The sequence below is a fragment of the Pleomorphochaeta naphthae genome, from assembly GCF_055396005.1.
This window is the reverse complement of sequence record NZ_AP042457.1, coordinates 2,791,426-2,812,979: the sequence shown is the minus strand read 5'-3', so window position 1 is coordinate 2,812,979 and position 21,554 is coordinate 2,791,426. Positions and strand designations below refer to the sequence as shown.

The window sequence follows — 21,554 nt, the reverse complement described above, 5'->3', positions numbered from 1 at the left end:
ATATTAAAAAAATAAATAAATCTTATAATCTTTAGAGAAAAGTTTTTTCTAAATAAAGCTTGCAACCATTATTAAGAAAGGTTAATATAATTTTATGGTTAATACACAAGAGTTCTATTCTGATTTATGGGATAAAATAATACAAAAGTTAATTCAAAATAATAAGTCAGCAGAAAATATTAAAATGGATTTTGTCTATGCAGAAGACAACAAACTTTATATTGATTCTGTGTCTGAATTTAGAAAAGGATATTATACTAACCAATACTTAAAAATTTTGAATGAATATTTATCTGATTTAAGTGATGAAAATTTAGAAATTATATTTTTCGTAAATGATAAAAAAAATCCAAAATTTCCTCAAAAAAAAGAAGAGAAACCTTCTCCTTCTATAAAAAAAATTAAGGAAGAACCCCTAGAGAAAAAACAAAATAATTTTGCATCTTTATTAAATTCCAAAAAAAATGATATCCAAGGAAAAAGACTTAGCACAAGAAGAGAAGAAAGTTGCTTAAACGAAAGATATACTTTCAATTCCTTTATTATGGGAGATAATACTAGCCTAGCATATAATGTTTCTTTAGCAATAGCAAAAGAACCTGGTATAGCATACAACCCGTGTTTAATTTATGGTGGTGTTGGTTTAGGAAAAACTCATCTATTGCAATCTATTGGTAATTATATTTTAGAGAATAACGAAAGATTAAAAGTTATTTATGTTACAGCAGAAAAATTTACTAATGAATTTATAAATGCATTAGGAACTAATTCTCAAATAAATAATTTTAAAAATAAATATAGAAAAGTAGATGTATTATTAATTGATGACGTTCACTTCTTGCAAAGAAAGCAAGGGATACAAGAAGAACTCTTCCATACTTTTAATGACTTATATGAAACTAGAAGACAAATGGTTTTTACTTGTGATAGACCTATTAATGAACTAAAATCTATGACTGATAGATTAAAAAGTAGATTTTCTCGTGGTATAAATGTAGATCTTCGTCCCCCTGAATATGAAACAAAAGTTAAAATAATTAGGGTTAAAAATAAAGAAAAAAATTATATATTAAATGATGAAATTATAGATTATCTTTGTCAAAATATTAATACAAATGTTAGGGATTTAGAAGCTGCTTTTACTAAGCTTTCTGCCTTCCATGAATTTACAAATGTTCAATTAACTTTAGATAAAGCTAAAGAGTTAATAGCACCAACGCTATCTAGTGAAAACAGTTCTTTAAAGAACTTATCAGTCGATAAAATTATTAGAGCAACTGCTGAATATTTTGATTTAACATCTTACGATATTAAAGGAAAAAAACGTAATAGAAAAATAGTTAACGCCCGGCAAATAGCTATATACTTAGCGAGGGAATTAACTGATTTTTCTACAACTGAAATAGGTTATGATTTTAGTAAAGATCATACAACAATAATGCATGCAATTGAAAAAGTTGAAAAATCAAAATCATCTAATTTAGAATTAAATAAAAACCTCGAATCAATAAAAAATTCACTTCTCTCTTTAGCTTAATTCATATAAACATATTACATATTTTATCATATTATTTGGCCTTTAATTTAATTAAATGGCCTTATTTTTTTAATGCAAAAACTTAAATATTTTTATATATTTTAAAGAATAATTTATTTCTTTTTATATTTATGATTGTGGAAAACTTGTGGATAAGTTGTTAATAACTTGTGGATAAGCTGTGTATAAATTGTGAATTGTACATTTTTACTTGTGTAAAACCTGTTAATAACTTGTTAAAAAGTTGTGGAAAAGCTGTGCAAAAACTGTTAATATAATGTGTATAAATTGTTGATAACTTTTTGGTAAATAAAACTCTTGTTGATAACTTGTTAATAACTTTTATTTTATCCACAAGTTATCCACAACTAGTAGTATTAATAAGTTGCTTTATTAAAAGAAATTAGATAAGTTTTACACATTTCCACAAGCCTTATTACTATTATTATTAACTATTTATATATATAATAATAAAAGATAGGAGATTCTAAATATGAAATTTATGTGCGATAAAGAGACCTTTGCAAAAAAGATTTTCAATGCAAACGACTTCAAGAATACAAAAAGTTCAATTTCTATTACAACAAATGTATTTTTAAAAACAACACAGGATTTACTAATCATAAAAACAACTGATAATAATATGGGTTATATTTCTTCAATTCCTGTAATAACCATTGAAGAAGGAGAAACAACTGTTTCATGTAATAAACTAGGAGATATTTTAAAAGCTTTTAATAAAGTAGATAATATTATTTTAGAAACTAATAATGACAGTCTTAACATATATCCAAAAGATTCAAAGAAACATTTTAATTTTGAACTAAAAACTATTGATGCTAGTGAATTTCCTGTAATGGAATCTCCTGATAATAAAGACTTTTTTAAAATTAGTGCAGTCTCTTTTTTAGAAATGATTAAACACACACAATTTGCAGCGTCAAAAGATGAATCAAGACATTATCTTTGCGGTCAATTTTTTCAAAAAGTTGATGGTGGAATTGCCATGGTAGCCACAGATGGAAAACGCTTATCTTTTATTAAAAAAAGATGTGATGATAGCGTACCAAATTTTCCTTCAGTAACTATTCCAACAAAGTTCATAAATATTCTCTCTAAAATCTTAGAAGACTCTGGTGAAATGGAAATTGCTTTAGAAAAAAATTTAATTTCAATCAGATTAGCAGATGAAACTTTTTTATATTCTTCTCTAATAGAAGTTGGTTTCCCAGTTTACAATAGAATTATTCCTCAAGAACAAAAATATAAATGTATTTTAAATTTACAAGATACTATTGATGCTATTAACAGAGTTAAACTTTTCGTTCTTGATAAAAGTAACAGAATCTTTTTAAATATCTTACCTACAAAAGTAATTTTAACAAGTGATGTAACAGAACAAGGACAAGCTCTTGAAGAAATAGATTGTGTATATAATGGAGAAGAACTTACTATTGCTGTAAACTATAACTTCTTTTTAGATCCATTAAAAAACATGGATGTTGAATATTTTTCAATAAACTTTGATGGACCTAATAAGACTTTGAAACTTTTACCAGAATCAAATGAAAAAAGTTACTTGCATATTGTAATGCCAATACAACCAAAATAATGAGAATTTTAAATATTCAAGGAACATCTTTTAGAAACTTAAATTTAACAGATCCCTTAGATTTTAATAAAAAGCAAATAATTTTAATTGGTGCTAATGGACAAGGTAAAACTAATTTATTAGAAGCTTTGTATTTTATTTGCTATGGTAACTCTTTTAGAACTACAAATTTAAAAGAGCTCCTTTCTTATACTTCTAAGAGTTTAAATTTAAAAGCAACTTTTTTAACAGATAAAAATGAAAAAAGGCAAATTTCAATTTCAATTAACAACAAAAAAAGAGAAATAAAAATAGATAATAAAACTATCCATGATCGAAAGCTTTTAATTTATAATATTCCTTGTATTGTTTTTTCTCATGATGATATAGCCTTTGTTAGAGGAACACCTGAATCAAGAAGAAAATATTTTAATCAAACAATGAGTATGTATGATCCCATATTTTTTGATGATTTGAGATATTATAATAAAATATTAAAACAAAGAAATGCAATTTTAAAAAAAGGAGAATATGATCTTTTAGATGTTTATGATTATAATTTAGCAAAATATGGTATTTTAATTAAAAATGCTAGAGAAAAGGCTGTAGATGAAATGAATCAATTATTTCCTTCACTTTATAAAGAAGTTTCAAATATTGAAAATGTTAAATTAGAATATAAAAGTTCTTGGAAAAAATGTGAAAGTGAAGAAGATATAATTGAAAATCTAAAACAAAATAGAGAAAGAGACATAAAATTCTCACTTTCAAATGTAGGTATTCATCGTGATAAATTTACAGTAAATACAGAAAATGGTGAATTATCTGCTATAGGATCTACAGGACAACAAAGATTAGCTTCTCTAGTTTTAAGAGCTACTCAATGTAAATATTATAAAATTAAAACAGATAAGGAACCCATATTGTTAGTAGATGATGTTTTATTAGAATTAGACCATGAAAAAAGAGATAAATTTTTGAAAATATTCAATGATTATAGTCAAGCTTTTTTCACTTTTTTACCTGAAGAAAAATATTTTAATAAAATTGATTTAGTTAATAGTCTAGTCTATAATGTTGAAGAAGGAGTTTTTAAATTAAAGTGAAAAACAGAATATGTAAAGATAAACCTATATCGAGTAAAGAACTTGTAGATTTATATTTACAAAATGTTTTACAAAAAAAGAAACCTTTAGCTTTTGAAATTAGTGAGAAATGGGATATAATAATAAAAAGTAAATTAAAAAACCATTTAAAAATAAAAGAAATTAAAGATGGTGTTTTAATTTTAGTAGCTGATCATCCAGCTTGGGTGCAAAAAGCGAATATGAGTAAAAAAAATATTTTGAATAATATACAAAAAGAATTTCCTGTAAGTAATATAAAATCTATACATATTATTTGTAGGTAAGCACTTGACGTATATTGCTATGCTCTATATACTTTGCAACTCGAAGGGCCTTGCGCCTAGATAACAAAATAGAAAGATCCGCGCAAGCGATGAATTGGAGATAAGAGATGAGTTATAAAGGAAAAAGAACTTACCAACCAAGTAAAGTTAAAAGAAACAGAAAGTTTGGATTCCGTGCCCGCATGGCTACTGTAGGTGGAAGAAAAGTGCTAGCACGTAGAAGAGCAAAAGGTAGACATAAATTGTCTGTTTGTGATGAGAAAAAGCCTTTCTAAACTTGAGATATTAAGAAAAAAGTCAGAAATAGATAATGCTTTTAAAAATGGTAAATCCACATCTAGGCGTGGTATTAAACTAATTTTAGCTCCTAATAATTTAAACCGAAATAGAATTATAGTAATTCCAGTTAAACACTTTGGTAATGCGGTTGAAAGAAATACAATTCGTAGAAGAATTAAAGAAATATGGAGAAAAAATAAAGATAAATTTATTTCTGGCAATGATTTTATTTTTTTGGTATATCCAGGAAAGGTTTTTGATAGCAAAAAACTAGAGAAAACAATTCTAGAACTTTGTGAAGAACAGGGAATTTATTTAGATTAGTAAATAAGTTCCTTATTTCCATTCCTGTATAGAACCTGATATGTTATCTACAGGAGTAGACATGGATAAAAGAACTATACTAGCAATGTTTTTAACTATTGTTGTTGTAACTTTAGGGATGTTTATACAAACAACATTTTTTACACCAGAGCTTGTTTCAACAGATGAGACATTAGTACAACAACAAGATGAAGATGTATCTGCTACAAATCAAATTGCCAATAATACTAATTCATCTTCAAATCAAATTATTTTAGATTCAAATACTGATTATACTTACATAAACGAAAAAGATGCTTGGAATTCAGGTAAGCCAGGATCTTTTGTTGCTGTTGATGATCAATCTAGTGAACAAGAATTTGTTTTTGAAAATGGAGTGTTGAGAATAACCTTTGATACAAAAGGTGCTTCAGTTTCATCAATTCAGTTGATTGATCATTTAGATACAGAGGGAAATCCTGTTGAATTATTATTCAAAGGTGATTCAGATAAAAATGCCTTCTTAATGTATGCCGGAAAAGATACAACTAATCCTATCGATGCAAATTTCAATTATTATGTAAATGGAAATGAAGTTGTATTTACAAAAACCTTTGCTTTAATAAATGAAAATCAAGAACAAGGTGATACGTTCACAGTAACTAAAACTTTCACATTCGGTGAGAATGAATATTTATTTGAAGTTGATATAAATATTGAGAATAGTGTAAATAAAGCTATCCCATTAAATTTCGAAAATAATTCATATACATTAGCATTTGAACCTCAACTTGGTCCCACATTTGAAACTATGAGTAATAATAATTATTCTTATAGAAGATTTTATGCAAAATATGATGGTGAATCAAAGAAATCAACTATCAAAGTTGATGGAGTTGAAGAAATTCAAGATTATGTAACTTGGACTGCTTTAGCAGGTAAATATTTTGCTATAATTGCAATTCCTGATGCAACCAAATATAATATTACTTTAACTCAAGAAACAAATGTAGATGGTTTAGCACAAGCTAATGGTATGTATTATACAAGACCTGTAATTAAGAGTTCTTATAATACTGATACATATAGATTCTATTGTGGTCCAGAATTAGCTGAAAACCTTTCTGTTTATAATAATGCCAAAGATAATTCATTTGGTTTATCTGGCCTAAATTTAGAAAAAGCAGTTGATGCTTCATCTTGGTTAGGTTGGTTAGAAAATATTTTGAAATGGTCCTTGTCTTTATTAAACAAAATAATTCCTAACTATGGTATTGATATTATTCTATTGACCATAATTTTAAAGATTTTAATTAATCCTTTAACCAAAAAGAGTATGCAAAGTTCAGCAAAGATGAGCGCTCTTGGTCCACAAATGGAAGAATTAAAGAAAAAATATGAAGATAATCCTGAAAAGTTAAATAAAAAAATGTCTGAATTGTATAAAAAAGAAGGCGTTAATCCAATTAGTGGTTGTCTTCCAATGTTGATACAATTCCCAATACTTATAGCTTTCTATGGATTATTAAATAAGCATTTTGAATTAAGAGGAGCAATGTTTATTCCAGGTTGGATTACAGACTTATCTCAACCAGAAACAATATATACATTGAAATTCTTTATACCAATCCTAGGAAATCAAATTCACTTACTACCAATTTTATATACAGTAAGTATGATTTTCTCTATGAAGATAACTCAATCTGGTCAAAGTGCGGCTGCCGGCCAATCAGCTTCTATGATGAAGATGATGACCTATGGTATGCCAATAATGTTCTTCTTTGTACTTTATAATGCTCCATCAGGATTGTTGCTATATTGGTCAGTAATGAATGCAATTAGTATTTTACAACAATTGTGGAATAATAGAAAAGCAAAAGAAAATTCTCAAAAGAAGATAGCTTTTCCTAAAAAAGGACCAAAAAACAAAAAGTAGAAATTAATGAGCAGGGGTATAACCTATCTGCAACGGAGAAATATATGACTCGAGAATTTGAAGGACGTAGCGAACAAGAAGCTATTTCAAAAGCTGTCGAAGAGCTTCAAATTGAAAGGGAGGATTTCGATATTGAAATTCTTCCTCCCAAGAGAAAAGGTTTGTTTAAAAAAAATGTTAGAATAAAGATTTATTATAACGATGGAAGCGAAGAATCTCTTGAAGAAAATGAAGCACCTTTAAACAGCGATTTTGAAAACAAAGTTATTGATTTTGTAACAACTTTAATTAAAAAAATGGGTTACGAAGCAAAAGTGAGCGTTAATTTCAGAAAAGAAAGAAAGTTGGGATTAAATATTGAGAGTGAAAACTCTTCGATAATTATTGGACGCAAAGGTAAAAATTTAGATTCTATTCAACTATTAACTAATGTTTTTGTTGGTAGATTAGATCAAGATCAAAAAGTTATAATCGACAGTGAAAACTATAGATTAAGACATGAAGAAAGAATTATTAGGATGGCTTATAAAACTGCTGAACAAGTAAAATATACTGGTAGAAGTCGTTTATTAGAGCCAATGAATCCTTTTGAAAGAAGATTAGTCCATACAGCTTTAAATGATTTTCAAGGAATTGAAACAAAAAGTGAAGGCGATAGTTTATATAAACAAATTAGAATTATTCCTATAAAATAATAGTTAAAAGTATAAACTTAGAAATTAATAATATTGATGAAAAAATCTATAATATCTTTTTTTATAGATGAGTCAGTATTATTAATTTTTTTTTTGTGTTATTGACATGAGATATAAAGTATAATAGATTGAAATTGTGCTATTTGTTGTTATTTAAGATTAAATTTGAAGGATTTAATCGCAAGGAGACGTTATGAAAAAATTTATTATAATTTTTTGCCTCCTTTTTATTTTATTTAATAACCAAGTCTTCTCTGAAACCGTTTTAATTAATGGAATTGATGAAACCTTGGTATTTAAAGTATTAGGAGAAGTTGAGACAGAGAGTTATGTTGCATCACTTTATTATGATGAAGAGCGATTATTAGACGATATAACAATTTTAGATGAAAACAATGGAAGATTTAATATATCTCAAGAAGGAAGAACAAAAGTTTTTAGAATAGTTATTGAAGGTAATCAAGATTTTTCAAGAAATTTAGAAGTAAGAATACAAGGTCAAAAATTTGTTGGATATCCTGGAACTCAAACTGCAAATGTTGATACACAGTTATATGTAAATGCAATAGATCCAAATCTACCCAATAGCGTAATTAGAAATGACAATGTTCCATTTTCCTCTTATATATCAATTCCAAAAGGCAAGCATAGTTTAACTGATAACATAGTTGAAGTAAGATTTGTTTTAGCCTGGGGCGGTAATGATACTTTACTTTCAGGATTATATTTTTCAGATATAGATATTGAGTATTCTGTAGTTGATTAAAAAAAAGTTGCCACTTCAAACTGAAGTGGCAATATTTCTTTATTAATTAAATACTTAATTTGATAATTTTTTCCCAGCTAACATTTTCTTTACCAAAATGTCCATAATTAACATTATTTTTATATATTGGTTTCAATAAGTCTAGAGTTTTAATAATTCCTTTAGGCGTTAAATCAAAATTATTTCTAACAATATTTTCCAATTCTTTATAATTATATTTACTTGTGTTAAAAGTATTAACAAATACTGATATTGGTTGAGAAACACCAATAGCATATGCTAATTCGACTTCACATTTTTCACAAAGGTTGTTTGCTACTAAGTTTTTAGCAATATATCTAGCCATATATGCCGCAGATCTATCAACTTTAGAAGGATCTTTACCAGAAAAAGCACCACCGCCATGGCGTCCCATTCCGCCATATGTATCAACAATTATCTTTCTTCCAGTTAAGCCTGTATCTCCATTAGGACCACCAATTACAAATCTACCTGTAGGGTTGATGTAAAATTTAGTTTCATCATCTAATAAATTAGTGTGAGCTAAAGTTGGTTTTATTACTTCATTTATTAAAAAAGATTCTAATTCTTTTCTAGAAATATTTTCAGTATGTTGATGACTCATAACTACTGTTGTTATTCTTAATGGCTTGTTATTCTTATCATATTCAACTGATACTTGACTTTTTGCATCAGGTAGTAAAAAGTCTACTGTTTTGTTTTTTCTCAATTCAGTGGCTTTTTTTAGTAATTTATGGGAATACATAATAGGCAGAGGCATAAATTCTTTAGTTTCGTTACAAGCAAAACCAAACATCATACCCTGATCTCCTGCTCCTTGATCACCGAATAGGCTTGTATCCTCAGTAACACCCCTTGAAATATCAGGGCTTTGTTCATGGATTAAATTCGTTATTTCAACAGTATCATAGCTGAAACCAGTATTTTTATCAGTGTAACCAATATCTTTAATTACATCTCTGATAATTTTATCATAGTTTAATTTAGCTTTAGTTGTAATTTCACCGGCAATAATAACTCTATTAGTTGTTGCCAAAGTTTCACAAGCAACTCTTGATTTTGGATCAACTCTTAGACATTCATCTAGAATAGCATCACTTATTTGATCACAAACTTTATCTGGGTGACCTTCACTTACACTCTCTGAAGTGAAAACATGATTATTTAAATTAGAAATCATAAAAAGACCTTCCTTAATATTTAAATTAACTGGGGAAGGGGAAGCGCGGAATTATAATGAATAATTACCGTTCCCTCTTTAGCAGTTTATACGTCCGCAAGCTGGGAGCTATCAAATCGACGTTAACCAAAGGATATTTATAAAACTAAATTTGGTAAAGGGACAATTTAAGCATTTTGTGTAAAAAGTTGAAATTTATTAAATAATTTATGATATAATGATATTAATTTTTTAATGGAGAAATTAATGAGTTCTTATAAAATTATTGGGGGAAATCCAACCTTTGGAGAAATAACCGTTAGTGGAAATAAAAATGCAGCCTTACCTTTAATTGCTGCAACATTATTAACTGATGAGCAAGTTGTTTTAAGAAATATTCCCTTCATTAAAGATGTAGAGGTAATGTGTAATTTATTAAGAGATTTAGGATCTTCAATTAAAAAAGAAGGTAATAATACATTAATAATAAAAAGCGGAAATAGAAAAGGAACTTTACAAAAAGAAGCTATAGGTTTAGTTAGAGGTTCTGTATTATTAATTGGTCCATTACTTGCAACTTTGAAAAAAGTAGAACTTCCTCCTCCAGGAGGAGATGTTATAGGTCTTAGAAGAATCGATACACATTTTACAGGTTTATCTTATCTAGGTTGTGAGTGCAAGATAAGTGAAAAAGGATCATTAACTATTAAGTGTGATTCATTAAAAAATAATCATATTTTTTTAGATGAGGCTTCTGTAACTGCTACAGAAAATGTATTAATGGCTTGTGCTCTTTGTCCTGAAGAAAGTGTTATAGAAAATGCTGCTTGTGAGCCACATGTTCAAGATTTATGTAAAATGTTGATAAAAATGGGTTGTGAAATTAAGGGAATAGGATCAAATTTAATTACAATAAAAGGTGCTAAAAAATTAAGGGGTTGTGAATATACAGTAGGATGTGATTACATGGAAGTGGGGTCTTTAATTGGTTTAGCAGCAGCAACTAAGGGAAGTTTAGTAATAAAAAATGTTGATGAAAATATTTTAAATAGTATTAATTTGGGATTTAGAAAGATTGGTATTGAGTTTTTTTATAAGGGAAATAATACTTTAATAGTTCCTAAAAATCAAAAAAGAATAATACAAAAAAGTTTAAACGGCCTAACTAATAAGATAGATGATTCACCTTGGCCAGGTTTTCCTGCTGACTTATTATCAATAATAACAGTATGTGCAACGCAGATGAGAGGTACAATTTTGCTTCATGAAAAAATGTATGAATCTAGAATGTATTTTGTAGATTGGTTAATCAGAATGGGAGCTGATATTATTCTCTGTGATCCACATAGAGCAATTGTTAATGGTCCAACTAAATTAAAACCAGCACTTGTTACAAGTCCTGATGTTAGAGCGGGTATGGCTCTAGTTATTGCAGCAGCTTGTACAGAAGGAGAAAGTGAAATCCAAAATATATATCAAATTGAAAGGGGTTACGAAAATTTCGAAAAAAAGTTAGGTAGTATAGGAATCAATATATTAAAAATATAATCAATTGATTATACTTCTAATTTGGATATAAGATAAAAGTTTTCCACAACTTATCCACAATTGCTACATATGTTAAGTATATATAATACTTAACACTTTTCTAACATATTAAATATCAGTCATATATATTGTAAATGATTACATAATTCTTTATATAGTATAAAATTAACTCTATTTTTATATGTAAAGTATTAAATGAAATATTATTAAAATATAATAATTGTTATATAAGAATTGCTAATTTTAATATAGCTTAAAATAACAACTTTTCCACAAAAAATTGCTAAAATTTAATAAAAATCAAAAAAATACCATATTCTTTATGTTTTGTGTTTTTTTAGGGTGTAGTTCATTTAATTTAGTTTCCATTTAAAAACTAAAAAATACTTATTTAATTATTTATATAATAACTATTTATTTATATAAAAATTATGAATTGCTTTAATTTATATTATTTTTTTTAATAAAATAATCCATCTTATTGTATTAATAATTCTGTAAATTTGATATTCTAAAAAAAAATAATAGCCTATAACATTTTAGTATAATAACTATTGATATATTATCCCCAAATAACAATTTTTTGTTACAAAAAATATAGAAAAAAGTAATGAATATTATTATATTTATATTTAAAAGATATTTAATTGTATGTTAAATAAGTAATTATAAATATAAATATTTTTATATTTTATTATTGACATTTTTATTATACAAGGCTAACATGATTGATGAATTAAGTTAGTTGCATCTAACGAAGGAGAGTGTATGCCATTATCAATGTTATCACTAGGAGACTCAAAAGAAATCGTTTCTATAAGTGCTTCCTCAGAGTTAAAACAACGTCTATTATCTATGGGATTTGTTCCAGGTAATTCAGTTACCATAGTAAGTGAAAGTCCAATGGGCTTAGTACTTGAAATAAAAGGAACAAGATTGGCGTTGAACAAAGGGTTAGCACATCTTATTCAAGTAGCATAAATAATATTTAAAATTTTTAGTGAGGAGCTTTTTGTATGACTTTGTGTGATTTAAAACCAGGCCAAAAAGGGAAAGTTGTTTCTTTTGGTACCGAAGGTGTTTTACGACACAGATTACTGGATATGGGGATAACGACGGGAATAGAGATTCAATTAATTAAGGTTGCACCATTAGGGGATCCTTTAGAAATTAGATTACGCGGATATAATCTTAGCTTAAGAAAATCTGAAGCTTCTGTTATTGAGATTAAACAATAAGGATATTGCAGATGAAATACAATTTAGCGTTAGCAGGAAATCCGAACTGTGGTAAAACAACTCTTTTTAATATACTTACTGGTTCAAAACAACATGTAGGTAACTGGCCAGGAGTTACAGTTGATAAGAAGGAAGGTCTTTGGAAAAAACATTCAGAATATAATATTTTAGATTTACCTGGAACTTATTCTCTTTCTCCTTATAGTGAAGAAGAAAAAATAGCGAGAGATTATATAGTAAAAGAAAGACCCGATTGTGTTATTGATATAGTAGAATCTCCAAATTTAGAAAGAAATTTATATTTAACATTACAAATTCTTGAAACTGGTGTTCCAACAGTAATTGCTTTAAATATGAGTGATGAGCTTAAGCAAAGAGGAGAACATATTGATGTTGATTATCTAGAAAAAGAGTTTGGAGTTAAAGTTGTTAAAATATCAGCTAGAAATAATCAAGGTATAGATGAATTATATCATGCAGTTCAAGAAACAATTGAAAAAGGTATAGTACCAAAAAAAATACCATTATTTGAAAAATTAAAAGATTTAGATGATGAACAAGTTGCAAATGCAAGATATGAAAAAATTACAAATGTAGTAAAGCATTGTTATAAAAAGAATAAACAAGTTGAAAATACAGAAACAAAAAGTAGCAAAATAGATAGAATTTTGACAAATAAAATATTAGGATTGCCTATTTTTGCTGTTGTTATGTATTTATTATTCCAAATTAGTTTAGGTGAAAACTTATTCTTTGTAGGAATTCCTGGCTTAGGTATTATTTTCGCAGGCTGGGTAGAAGCTATTTGGGAAGCTTTAACAAATCTTGTAGCTTTAGGTTTAGTTAATGCTGCACCATGGGCTCAAGGTCTTGTTATCGATGGTATATTTGGTGGTATCGGTGCTGTCCTTGGTTTTATGCCATTAGTTTTAGTCTTATATCTATTATTAAGTATTTTAGAAGATAGTGGATACATGGCTAGAGTAGCTTTTGTATTAGATAGAATTTTTAGAAAATTCGGTCTGTCAGGTAAGTCTTTTATTCCTTTATTGATGGGTTTTGGTTGTGGTGTTCCAGCTATTATGGCAACTAGAACTCTAGATGAAGAAAAAGATAGGCATATAACAACAATCATTACAGCCTTTATGCCTTGTGGAGCTAAATTACCTATAATTGCTTTATTTGTTGCAATATTATTTTCTCCTGAACAAGCTGCTAATGTAACTTTCTTGATTTATGCAATTGCCTTAAGTGTTGCAATTATTGTATCTCTTATTTTAAATAAAATTTGGTATAAAGGTGCTGTTTCAAATTTCTTAATGGAATTACCTCAATATAGATGGCCTACTCCAATTTCGGTTCTTCAGCATTCTTTGGAAAAAATAAAAGGATTTGCAAGAAAAGCTGGTACTATAATTTTAGCTTCAACAATTTTGATTTGGTTCTTAACAAACTTTAATGTTAATTCATTCAATGGCGTTAACAAAGCGAATAATGAAAATAACAGTGTTATGAGCGCAATGGATGATTCATTTATGGCTTCTGTTGGTAAAGTTATAAGTCCTATTTTTAATCCTTTAGGATTTAGTGGTTGGAGACCAACTGTTGGTATAATTACAGGTTGGATAGCAAAAGAAAATGTAGTTGCAACCTTTGCACAAGTTTATGATGAAGATATTAGTGAAGAATATTTATCGAATTACTTTAATGCTGAAGATGCAACTCAAGCTGAATTAGAAGAAGCTGGTTTCGAAGGTGGTATTTATGATGTAGATGCTGCTAGAGAAATTTATGATGGAATCTTATCAGAAGGTGGGGATCATAATGCTTTACCAACAGTTAGAAGAGATATTCCAACTACAAGCGGTGGATTCGCTTATATAATGTTTAATTTATTATGTATGCCTTGTTTTGCTGCTGTAGGATCAATGCATAGAGAATTAAAAACTTGGAAGAAAACTCTTGGTGGAGTTGGTGTTCAAATGCTAACTGCATACATAGTCGCTATGATAATAAGAATTATTGGACTCTTATTTGGATTTTAGGAGAATTGTATGATTAATTGGATTATTGCAATAGTAGCAGTTGCCCTTGTTATATTTGGCATTGTTAGTTTTGTTAAAAAGAATAAAAACAAAAAGGACTGTAACGGTAACTGTAGTAGTGGTTGCAGTGGTTGTGGATTCTAGATATAAAATTCCCATTATATCTTTAAGACATTATCTTTAAGTAGTGTTTAATTTATTAACGGATTGTAATTTTAAAAAATACAATCCGTTTTCATTTATTGTTCCATCATTAAAGTGTGAATTGCACTCAGTCCAACTATTGCTGCAGTTTCAGCTCTCAAAATATTGGTTTTTAACATAACAGGAATGCCACCTTTGTTTAATAAAAGGTTACACTCCTCATCGCTTAACCCGCCCTCTGGACCTATTAAAATTCCTATATTTGTATCAAAATCAAGATGTTTTATTTTCTCTTTTAAAGAACTATTGTTATCTAAATCAATTTGATGAAAAAACAAAAGGGGAAAATCTAGAGATTCAATAAACTCTTTAAAATCAACTATCTTATTAAATTTAGTAATTATAGGAGAGCCTGATTGTTGAATTGCTTCTTTTATAATAGTTTCGTATCGCTTAGTGTTTGAATTATCTTTTTTTGCAATGCAAAATTTACTTTGAACTAGTGTTATAGAATGAACTCCGAGTTCAGTTGCCATTTTAATAATGGTATCATTTTTTTTACCTTTACATACGCATTGATATAAATGAAGCTTTGGATATTTTCCTGAAAAGGATGGAAGTTCATCAGTTGATATAAAAGACTCTCCTTTTTCTAAAGGGTTAACTTCAATTAAACAACTATTTTTATCAAATGATAATAGTGTTAATTGATATGGAGAGCCATGTATATCTCTAGCAAAAATTTTATCTCCTGTTTTCAGTCTTAAAACTTTTGTAAAGTATTGGCAGTCTTTGCCTTTTAACTTTAATTGGGTTTCCCCATTAAAGGTAGAGGGTAAAACATACTGTCTCATTTAATTCTCCAATTGATTAACGGCTTCAACTAGAGCTTTATCAAGATAAAGATCGTAGACAGGTCTTTCATCATAATCCATCCTTGATAAGTATTCATTTCTAACAAGAACTAATAAAGCATTTCTATTTAAATCTTTATTATCAATCTCATCAGCAAATTTATTTAAATTTTCTTTTGTATATTCAGGATTTTCATCTACGAAATTTGAAACCTTGTTTGATTCCATTAATTCTTCATATATTGGGATTTCATCATCTTCGAAGATTTCTTCTTCAATTTCTATATCTGGTTCAATTCCAACTTCATGAATATCAATTGAATTTGGAGTTAAATAATGAGCAATAGTGAATTGAACAAAGCCTTTACCAAATGGGAAGGTTTGTTGCATTATGCCTTTACCAAAAGTTTTAGAACCTATTACTAAGGCTCTGTTATTATCTTTTAACGCACCAGTTAAAATTTCAGATGATGAAGCTGTTCCTCCATTTACTAATAAGACAAGTCTAAAAGAATCATCTACCATTGTTGTAGGAGTAGCTTTAGTAATTTGGGTATTATTAGGTAAAGTTTCTTTTTGTTCAGTTATTAATATAGTATCTCCATCTAAGAATAAATCAGCAATATTTAATGCAGAATCTACAATTCCTCCTCTGTTATTTCTTAAATCGATAATCAAGCTATCTATGTTTTTATCTAGCAATTCTTGGAAATCTTCTTTAAATTGATCTGCTGTAACTGCTGTAAATTGGTTAATTTGAATATAACCTATATGATTATTAATAACATCTTTAGTAGTTGATGGTGTCTCAACAACTTCACGGGTTAAAGTGATATCAAAACTTTTAGAACCTCTAAGGATTGTAATACTGACTTCAGTTCCCGGGTCTCCTCTAAGCTTTAAGGAGGCTTCAGTTGCACTTAAATCATCTACAGGCTCTCCATCTATATGAGTAATATAATCATTAGCTTTTAAGCCTGCTCTATCAGCTGGTCCTCCAGGAAATGGAGAAGATATCTGTATGTAATAATCCTTGTCCTCTTTATCTTCATTATCATCTACAACTTTTGGATTTTTTTTAGTTAGATATGTTCCAATTCCACCGTATAATCCAGTTGATTGTTCTTCATATGCAGCTGAGTCCTCTTCTGAAATATAAAAAGAGTATTCATCTCCTAAAGAATCTAATAAACCTGTTGCCATGCCTTCAAGAGCTTTATCATTATCAACTTCATTAATAGATAAAGCATCAATAATTTGATAAAGATAAGCTATATTATTGATATTTTCTTGAATTACTTTGGTATTTGGAGAAGCTGCAATAACCGTCTGATTTTTTGCTTCATTACTTCCACTTGCATATAGAAAGCTAGAAGTTAAAATAATAGTAATAATTGTAAATTTAATAAACTTATTCATATTAAATATAATACATACAACTTTAGGTGTTGACCACCCCTAAAGAGGTAAGTAAACTTTGAAATATGATATTATTTATAAATTTTCCAGAATGGATTAGTGCAGAAATTATTAGAGGCTTACCAATTAGATGGTATGGGTTAATGTATGTTTTTGCTTTTGTAACAGCATACATTCTTTTTCGCTATCAAGCTCGAAAAAAAGAAGTCGAAATATCAGCAGATGAAACACAATCTTTTTTCATGTTTTGTATCATTGGTTTACTTTTAGGGGCACGATTATTTTCTGTATTGATTTATAATGGAACATCTTATTACTGGTTACATCCTTGGCTTATTTTTTGGCCATTTAGAAATGGTCAGTTTGTAGGACTGCCAGGTATGAGTTACCATGGAGGGCTTGTAGGAGCTATATTGGGGGGTGTAATTTATTCAGCAAAAAACAAAAGAAATTTTTTCGAATTAGCTGATGTTCTCTGTTTTGGTATTCCTTTAGGATATACTTTTGGCCGCCTAGGAAATTTTATAAATGGAGAATTATGGGGAAGAGTTAGTTTTAGTAAAATAGCAGTGCTTTTCCCTTATGCAGATAAGTTCTCAACAAATTATCAATGGGTTAGAGACGCAGCGGATAAATTGAATATAGAATATATCCTTGGAGATTTTGTTAACTTACCAAGGCATCCTTCCCAATTATATGAAGCCTTTTTTGAAGGAATTGTATTATTCTTATTCATGTGGTTTGTTATTAGGCCAAAAAGAAAGAAGAAATATAATGGTTATGGTTTGTCATGGTATTTAATTGGATATGGAGTCATTAGATTCTTTATTGAATATTTTAGAGAACCAGATTTAAATTTAGGCTTTATTATTCAATTAGATAGTAATGCTAATAATCCAGCATTATTACAATCTTTTTTAAATTTTAGTATGGGCCAATTGTTTTGTATTCTTATGGTTCTAGCTGGAATTATTTTATCATTAATTTTAAAAAATAAACAAAAAAAAGCTTCGGAGGCTAAAAATGGACATAAAAAATAAATTGTCTTCTCTTAGAGAAATAATGAAAAAAAATAATATAGATGGATATTATATTAATGGTACCGATCCTCATAACAGTGAATATGTTTGTCCAAGGTGGAAATCTCGTGCCTTTATTTCTAATTTTACGGGAAGTGCTGGAACTGTCTTAGTAACTAAGGATGAGGCCTTTCTATGGGTGGATTCAAGGTATTTTATTCAAGCTGATCAACAAACTAAAGATTCAGAATTTAAAGTTATGAAATTAGATATAAATAATACACCTACCCCTAAAGAGTTTATTAATAGTTATTTTAAAAAAGGCAGTAGAATTGGTTTTTCAAAAGACACTTTAATGATAGATGAAAAAAAACAGTTTGAAAAAGAATGTAAAGATGTTGAAATCGTTGTGAGTGAAGATTTTTTAGATAAAATTTGGGAAGATAGAGAAAGTATTCCTGAAAATCAAGTTGTTGAAATGGATGTTTCTTTAACCGGATTTTCAAGAGCTCAAAAATTAAATATGATTAGAATCTATTTAGGTGAAAAAAAAGCAGATTATGCTTTTATAGCTTCATTAGATGATATTGCTTGGACTTTGAATTTAAGGGGAAGTGATATAGATTTCAATCCCGTATTTATTTCATATCTTTTAGTAACAAAAGATAAAGCATATTTATTTACAAGTGAAAATAGATTTTCTAAAGAACTCTTAAAAAGTGTTCAAAAAGATTTAATTATTTATCCATATGATCAAGTAACTCAAAAGTTAGAAGAGATATTAGAAAGTGGAAAAACTATTTTATTAAATGAGAAAAAAGTAAGTACTCTTTTTGAAAAAATTCTAAAAAAATTAGATCTAAATGTTATTGATGAGTTAGAAGTTACAACAAGATTAAAAGCTTGCAAAAATGAAACAGAGTTAGAAGGTATGAGAAGAGCTCACCTTTTAGATGGGGTTGCTATGGTTAATTTTTTAGCAAGTCTAGATTTTGAAAATGGGGAATATTCTGAGATAGAAATTGCAAAAAGATTAGAAGAATTTAGATATAAGAATAAAGAATGTTTAGGCCTTTCTTTTAATACAATCTCTGGTTTTAAAGAAAATGGAGCTCTATGTCATTATAGCGTTAGTGAAGAGAGTAATAAACAAGTAAAAGCTAATGGATTATTAGTTTTAGATAGTGGTGGTTGTTATGAAAGTGGAACAACAGATATCACTAGAACACTACTTTTTGGAACGCCAAGTGATGAAGAAATAAGAGATTATACTTTAGTCCTTAAAGGTCATATTTCCTTAGCTTTACAAAGCTTTCCAGAGGGTACAAAAGGACATCAGTTAGACATCTTAGCTAGACAATTTTTATGGAATTATGGATTAACTTATTTTCATGGAACAGGACATGGTGTTGGTCATAGATTGAATGTTCATGAAGGACCTCAGAGAATTTCTACAGTAGTAAATGATTATCCTCTGCAAAAAGGCATGGTAATTAGTGATGAACCTGGTGTGTATAAAGAAGGAAGACATGGAATTAGAATAGAGAATCTAATTGTAGTACAAAAAGATGTAAAAACAGAATTTGGCCAATTTTTAAATTTTGAAATTTTAACAATTTGTCCTTATGAAAAAAAATTAATTGATGTTTCTCTTTTAACTGATCAAGAATTAAATTATATTAATTCATACCATTCTTGGGTTTTTAATGAATTGAAAGACCTAGTTGATAAAGAATCTTTATCATATTTAAAAGAAGCTACATTACCATTAGAAAGATAAAATAATAAATAGATTTACCTTCGATTTAGATAGCTTTACTAAAGTCTCTTTATTGTAGTAATCTAGGTGTATAAAAATAAATAAATAATTATCAATAATAAAATTAGGAGATAATACAAAATGGTCGAAGCCTTAAATAAAAATGGCAAAATAAGTCGTAAAGGACCCGTTGTTCTAGTAATTATGGACGGTGTTGGTTTTGGTAAATTTAAATCTGGCGATGCTGTTCAATCAGCCCATACTGAAGTTTTAGATAAATTGTATAAAGAAAATCTTTGGACAAAACTTAAAGCACATGGAACAGCTGTTGGCCTTCCTTCAGATGCTGATATGGGAAATAGTGAAGTAGGCCATAATGCAATGGGTTGTGGTAGAGTTTTTGCCCAAGGTGCAAAGTTAATAGCTAATTCAATTGCTTCTGGACAAATGTATGAAGGAAAAACTTGGAAGAAGTTAACAAAAAATACAATAGATCATAATTCAACATTGCATTTCATTGGCTTATTATCTGATGGTAATGTTCACTCTCATATTGATACTTTAAAATCAATGGTTGTTAAAGCAAAAGAAGATGGTGTAAAAAAAGTTAGAGTTCATGCTTTATTAGATGGTCGTGATGTTGGTGAAAAAAGTGCTTTAGAGTATTTTGATCCTTTTGAAGCTTTCTTACAAGAATTATCAGATGATAATTTTGATGCGAAAATCGCCTCTGGTGGTGGACGTATGGTTATCACCATGGATAGATATAATGCTAACTGGGATATGGTAAAAAAAGGTTGGGAAACTCATGTTTTAGGTGAAGGTAGACAGTTTGATTCAGCACATGAAGCAATTGTAACTTTACGTGAAGAAACAGGTGCAATTGACCAAGATTTACCTCCTTTTGTTATTGCTAAAGATAATAAACCAGTTGGAACTATTGAAGACAATGATAGTGTTATTTTATTCAATTTCAGAGGAGATAGAGCTTTAGAAATAACAAAAGCTTTTGAAGCTGAAGAATTAACTGAATTCGATAGAAAACGTCGTCCTAAAGTTGAATACGCTGGAATGATGGAATACGATGGAGATTTACATGTCCCTGCACAATATCTAGTTTCTCCACCTTTTATTGATAGAACAATGGCTGAATATTTATGTGCTTCAAAGGTTAAACAATTCTCTATTTCAGAAACTCAAAAATTTGGCCATGTAACATATTTCTTTAATGGTAATAAGACAGGTAAATTCGATGACGAATTAGAAGAATATGTAGAAATTCCTTCTGATATTGTTCCTTTTGAAGAACGACCTTGGATGAAATGTGCTGATATTGCTGATAGAGTAATTAAAGAAATTAAAGAAGGTTCATGGGATTTAATCAAATTAAATTTCCCTAATGGAGATATGGTAGGCCATACAGGAATTTATGAAGCTGTCGTTTGTTCAATGGAAGCTATGGATTTACAAATAGGCAGAATTAAAAAAGCAGTTGAAGAAGCTGGTGGTGTTATGATAATTACAGCTGATCATGGAAATGCAGATGATATGTTTGAGCATGATAAAAAAGGAGAAATTAAAGTTAAAGAAGATGGTTCTCCAAAAGCAAAAACATCCCATTCTTTAAATCCTGTACCTTGTATCATTGTTGATCCAGAATATAAAGGTGAATATGATTCTAAATTGAATGAAAATTTAGGAATTAGTTCTATTCCTGCAACTATAATGAACTTCTTAGGATTTGATCCACCAGAAGATTATGATAGTTCTATTATTAATTTAAAATAGTTAAATAGATTTTAAATAAAATAGAGGGAGAGTTCTTAAAGA

The 21,554-nt window shown here is 28.4% G+C and carries 20 protein-coding genes; 17 read left to right on the top strand and 3 right to left on the bottom strand.

Features of this window, described 5'->3' with window-relative positions; translation table 11 throughout:
- The first annotated feature begins 94 nt into the window (after nt 1-94).
- The 9 genes from dnaA (at nt 95) to ACZ5SO_RS12755 (ending at nt 8,518) form a co-directional block, all read left to right on the top strand.
- Nucleotides 95-1,537, top strand: coding sequence for a chromosomal replication initiator protein DnaA (gene dnaA / locus ACZ5SO_RS12795; protein ID WP_464625108.1), 1,443 nt, complete (start codon nt 95-97; stop codon nt 1,535-1,537).
- Between the two features lie 493 nt (nt 1,538-2,030).
- Nucleotides 2,031-3,149, top strand: coding sequence for a DNA polymerase III subunit beta (gene dnaN / locus ACZ5SO_RS12790; protein WP_464625106.1), 1,119 nt, complete (start codon nt 2,031-2,033; stop codon nt 3,147-3,149).
- Nucleotides 3,149-4,234 (top strand): DNA replication/repair protein RecF, encoded by a 1,086-nt coding sequence (recF, locus tag ACZ5SO_RS12785; RefSeq protein ID WP_464625105.1) that lies wholly within the window; start codon nt 3,149-3,151, stop codon nt 4,232-4,234. Before dnaN ends, recF begins: the two co-directional genes overlap by 1 nt.
- A complete protein-coding gene (locus ACZ5SO_RS12780) occupies nt 4,231-4,539 on the top strand; it encodes a DciA family protein (protein ID WP_464625104.1) in 309 nt (102 codons plus the stop codon). Before recF ends, ACZ5SO_RS12780 begins: the two co-directional genes overlap by 4 nt.
- A 107-nt stretch (nt 4,540-4,646) precedes the next feature.
- On the top strand, nt 4,647-4,814 hold the full coding sequence (rpmH, locus tag ACZ5SO_RS12775) for a 50S ribosomal protein L34 (protein WP_464625103.1): 168 nt from the start codon (nt 4,647-4,649) through the stop codon (nt 4,812-4,814).
- The gene (gene rnpA, locus ACZ5SO_RS12770; RefSeq protein ID WP_464625102.1) at nt 4,795-5,142 is read left to right on the top strand and encodes a ribonuclease P protein component; all 348 of its coding nucleotides are present in this window, start codon (nt 4,795-4,797) and stop codon (nt 5,140-5,142) included. Before rpmH ends, rnpA begins: the two co-directional genes overlap by 20 nt.
- 61 nt (nt 5,143-5,203) lie before the next feature.
- Nucleotides 5,204-7,057: a membrane protein insertase YidC gene (gene yidC / locus ACZ5SO_RS12765; protein WP_464625100.1), complete on the top strand. Its 1,854-nt coding sequence runs from the start codon at nt 5,204-5,206 to the stop codon at nt 7,055-7,057.
- A gap of 44 nt (nt 7,058-7,101) precedes the next feature.
- Complete coding sequence (gene jag, locus ACZ5SO_RS12760) at nt 7,102-7,752, top strand: RNA-binding cell elongation regulator Jag/EloR (RefSeq protein WP_464625099.1); 651 nt, start codon at nt 7,102-7,104, stop codon at nt 7,750-7,752.
- A gap of 193 nt (nt 7,753-7,945) precedes the next feature.
- Nucleotides 7,946-8,518: a hypothetical protein gene (locus ACZ5SO_RS12755; RefSeq protein WP_464625098.1), complete on the top strand. Its 573-nt coding sequence runs from the start codon at nt 7,946-7,948 to the stop codon at nt 8,516-8,518.
- A gap of 46 nt (nt 8,519-8,564) precedes the next feature.
- On the opposite strand, the gene metK is transcribed toward ACZ5SO_RS12755, so the two are convergent.
- Complete coding sequence (gene metK, locus ACZ5SO_RS12750) at nt 8,565-9,719, bottom strand: methionine adenosyltransferase (RefSeq protein WP_464625097.1); 1,155 nt, start codon at nt 9,717-9,719, stop codon at nt 8,565-8,567.
- Between the two features lie 246 nt (nt 9,720-9,965).
- On the opposite strand from metK, the gene murA reads away from it, so the two are divergent.
- The 5 genes from murA to ACZ5SO_RS12725 all read left to right on the top strand — a co-directional run bounded on the left by murA (nt 9,966) and on the right by ACZ5SO_RS12725 (nt 14,673).
- A complete protein-coding gene (gene murA, locus ACZ5SO_RS12745; RefSeq protein WP_464625096.1) occupies nt 9,966-11,246 on the top strand; it encodes a UDP-N-acetylglucosamine 1-carboxyvinyltransferase in 1,281 nt (426 codons plus the stop codon).
- Between the two features lie 768 nt (nt 11,247-12,014).
- On the top strand, nt 12,015-12,227 hold the full coding sequence (locus ACZ5SO_RS12740) for a FeoA family protein (RefSeq protein WP_464625095.1): 213 nt from the start codon (nt 12,015-12,017) through the stop codon (nt 12,225-12,227).
- Between the two features lie 35 nt (nt 12,228-12,262).
- Complete coding sequence (locus ACZ5SO_RS12735; RefSeq protein WP_464625093.1) at nt 12,263-12,484, top strand: FeoA family protein; 222 nt, start codon at nt 12,263-12,265, stop codon at nt 12,482-12,484.
- Nucleotides 12,485-12,495: 11 nt separating this feature from the next.
- Entirely contained in the window at nt 12,496-14,529 is a 2,034-nt protein-coding gene (feoB, locus tag ACZ5SO_RS12730) for a ferrous iron transport protein B (RefSeq protein ID WP_464625092.1), read from the top strand.
- A 9-nt stretch (nt 14,530-14,538) separates the two neighbouring features.
- A complete protein-coding gene (locus ACZ5SO_RS12725) occupies nt 14,539-14,673 on the top strand; it encodes a FeoB-associated Cys-rich membrane protein (protein WP_464625090.1) in 135 nt (44 codons plus the stop codon).
- A 95-nt stretch (nt 14,674-14,768) separates the two neighbouring features.
- Here the strand turns inward: ACZ5SO_RS12725 and ACZ5SO_RS12720 are convergent, their stop codons facing one another.
- Nucleotides 14,769-15,527 carry an RsmE family RNA methyltransferase gene (locus ACZ5SO_RS12720; protein WP_464625088.1) on the bottom strand — a complete coding sequence of 253 codons (759 nt, stop codon included), beginning with the start codon at nt 15,525-15,527 and terminating at the stop codon, nt 14,769-14,771.
- Nucleotides 15,528-16,946, bottom strand: a complete 1,419-nt coding sequence (locus ACZ5SO_RS12715; RefSeq protein WP_464625086.1) for a S41 family peptidase — start codon at nt 16,944-16,946, stop codon at nt 15,528-15,530.
- Between the two features lie 65 nt (nt 16,947-17,011).
- On the opposite strand from ACZ5SO_RS12715, the gene lgt reads away from it, so the two are divergent.
- The 3 genes from lgt (at nt 17,012) to gpmI (ending at nt 21,512) form a co-directional block, all read left to right on the top strand.
- Nucleotides 17,012-17,986: a prolipoprotein diacylglyceryl transferase gene (gene lgt / locus ACZ5SO_RS12710; RefSeq protein ID WP_464625084.1), complete on the top strand. Its 975-nt coding sequence runs from the start codon at nt 17,012-17,014 to the stop codon at nt 17,984-17,986.
- Entirely contained in the window at nt 17,970-19,745 is a 1,776-nt protein-coding gene (locus ACZ5SO_RS12705) for an aminopeptidase P family protein (protein ID WP_464625083.1), read from the top strand. Before lgt ends, ACZ5SO_RS12705 begins: the two co-directional genes overlap by 17 nt.
- A gap of 120 nt (nt 19,746-19,865) precedes the next feature.
- The gene (gpmI, locus tag ACZ5SO_RS12700; protein WP_464625081.1) at nt 19,866-21,512 is read left to right on the top strand and encodes a 2,3-bisphosphoglycerate-independent phosphoglycerate mutase; all 1,647 of its coding nucleotides are present in this window, start codon (nt 19,866-19,868) and stop codon (nt 21,510-21,512) included.
- Nucleotides 21,513-21,554: the final 42 nt, after the last annotated feature.

Coding starts and splice junctions, on each gene's coding strand:
- dnaA (WP_464625108.1), top strand. CDS start 95: ATGGTTAATACACAAGAGTTCTATTCTGATTTATGGGATAAAATAATA.
- dnaN (WP_464625106.1), top strand. CDS start 2,031: ATGAAATTTATGTGCGATAAAGAGACCTTTGCAAAAAAGATTTTCAAT.
- recF (WP_464625105.1), top strand. CDS start 3,149: ATGAGAATTTTAAATATTCAAGGAACATCTTTTAGAAACTTAAATTTA.
- rpmH (WP_464625103.1), top strand. CDS start 4,647: ATGAGTTATAAAGGAAAAAGAACTTACCAACCAAGTAAAGTTAAAAGA.
- rnpA (WP_464625102.1), top strand. CDS start 4,795: ATGAGAAAAAGCCTTTCTAAACTTGAGATATTAAGAAAAAAGTCAGAA.
- yidC (WP_464625100.1), top strand. CDS start 5,204: ATGGATAAAAGAACTATACTAGCAATGTTTTTAACTATTGTTGTTGTA.
- jag (WP_464625099.1), top strand. CDS start 7,102: ATGACTCGAGAATTTGAAGGACGTAGCGAACAAGAAGCTATTTCAAAA.
- ACZ5SO_RS12755 (WP_464625098.1), top strand. CDS start 7,946: ATGAAAAAATTTATTATAATTTTTTGCCTCCTTTTTATTTTATTTAAT.
- metK (WP_464625097.1), bottom strand. CDS start 9,719: ATGATTTCTAATTTAAATAATCATGTTTTCACTTCAGAGAGTGTAAGT.
- murA (WP_464625096.1), top strand. CDS start 9,966: ATGAGTTCTTATAAAATTATTGGGGGAAATCCAACCTTTGGAGAAATA.
- ACZ5SO_RS12740 (WP_464625095.1), top strand. CDS start 12,015: ATGCCATTATCAATGTTATCACTAGGAGACTCAAAAGAAATCGTTTCT.
- ACZ5SO_RS12735 (WP_464625093.1), top strand. CDS start 12,263: ATGACTTTGTGTGATTTAAAACCAGGCCAAAAAGGGAAAGTTGTTTCT.
- feoB (WP_464625092.1), top strand. CDS start 12,496: ATGAAATACAATTTAGCGTTAGCAGGAAATCCGAACTGTGGTAAAACA.
- ACZ5SO_RS12725 (WP_464625090.1), top strand. CDS start 14,539: ATGATTAATTGGATTATTGCAATAGTAGCAGTTGCCCTTGTTATATTT.
- ACZ5SO_RS12720 (WP_464625088.1), bottom strand. CDS start 15,527: ATGAGACAGTATGTTTTACCCTCTACCTTTAATGGGGAAACCCAATTA.
- ACZ5SO_RS12715 (WP_464625086.1), bottom strand. CDS start 16,946: ATGAATAAGTTTATTAAATTTACAATTATTACTATTATTTTAACTTCT.
- lgt (WP_464625084.1), top strand. CDS start 17,012: ATGATATTATTTATAAATTTTCCAGAATGGATTAGTGCAGAAATTATT.
- ACZ5SO_RS12705 (WP_464625083.1), top strand. CDS start 17,970: ATGGACATAAAAAATAAATTGTCTTCTCTTAGAGAAATAATGAAAAAA.
- gpmI (WP_464625081.1), top strand. CDS start 19,866: ATGGTCGAAGCCTTAAATAAAAATGGCAAAATAAGTCGTAAAGGACCC.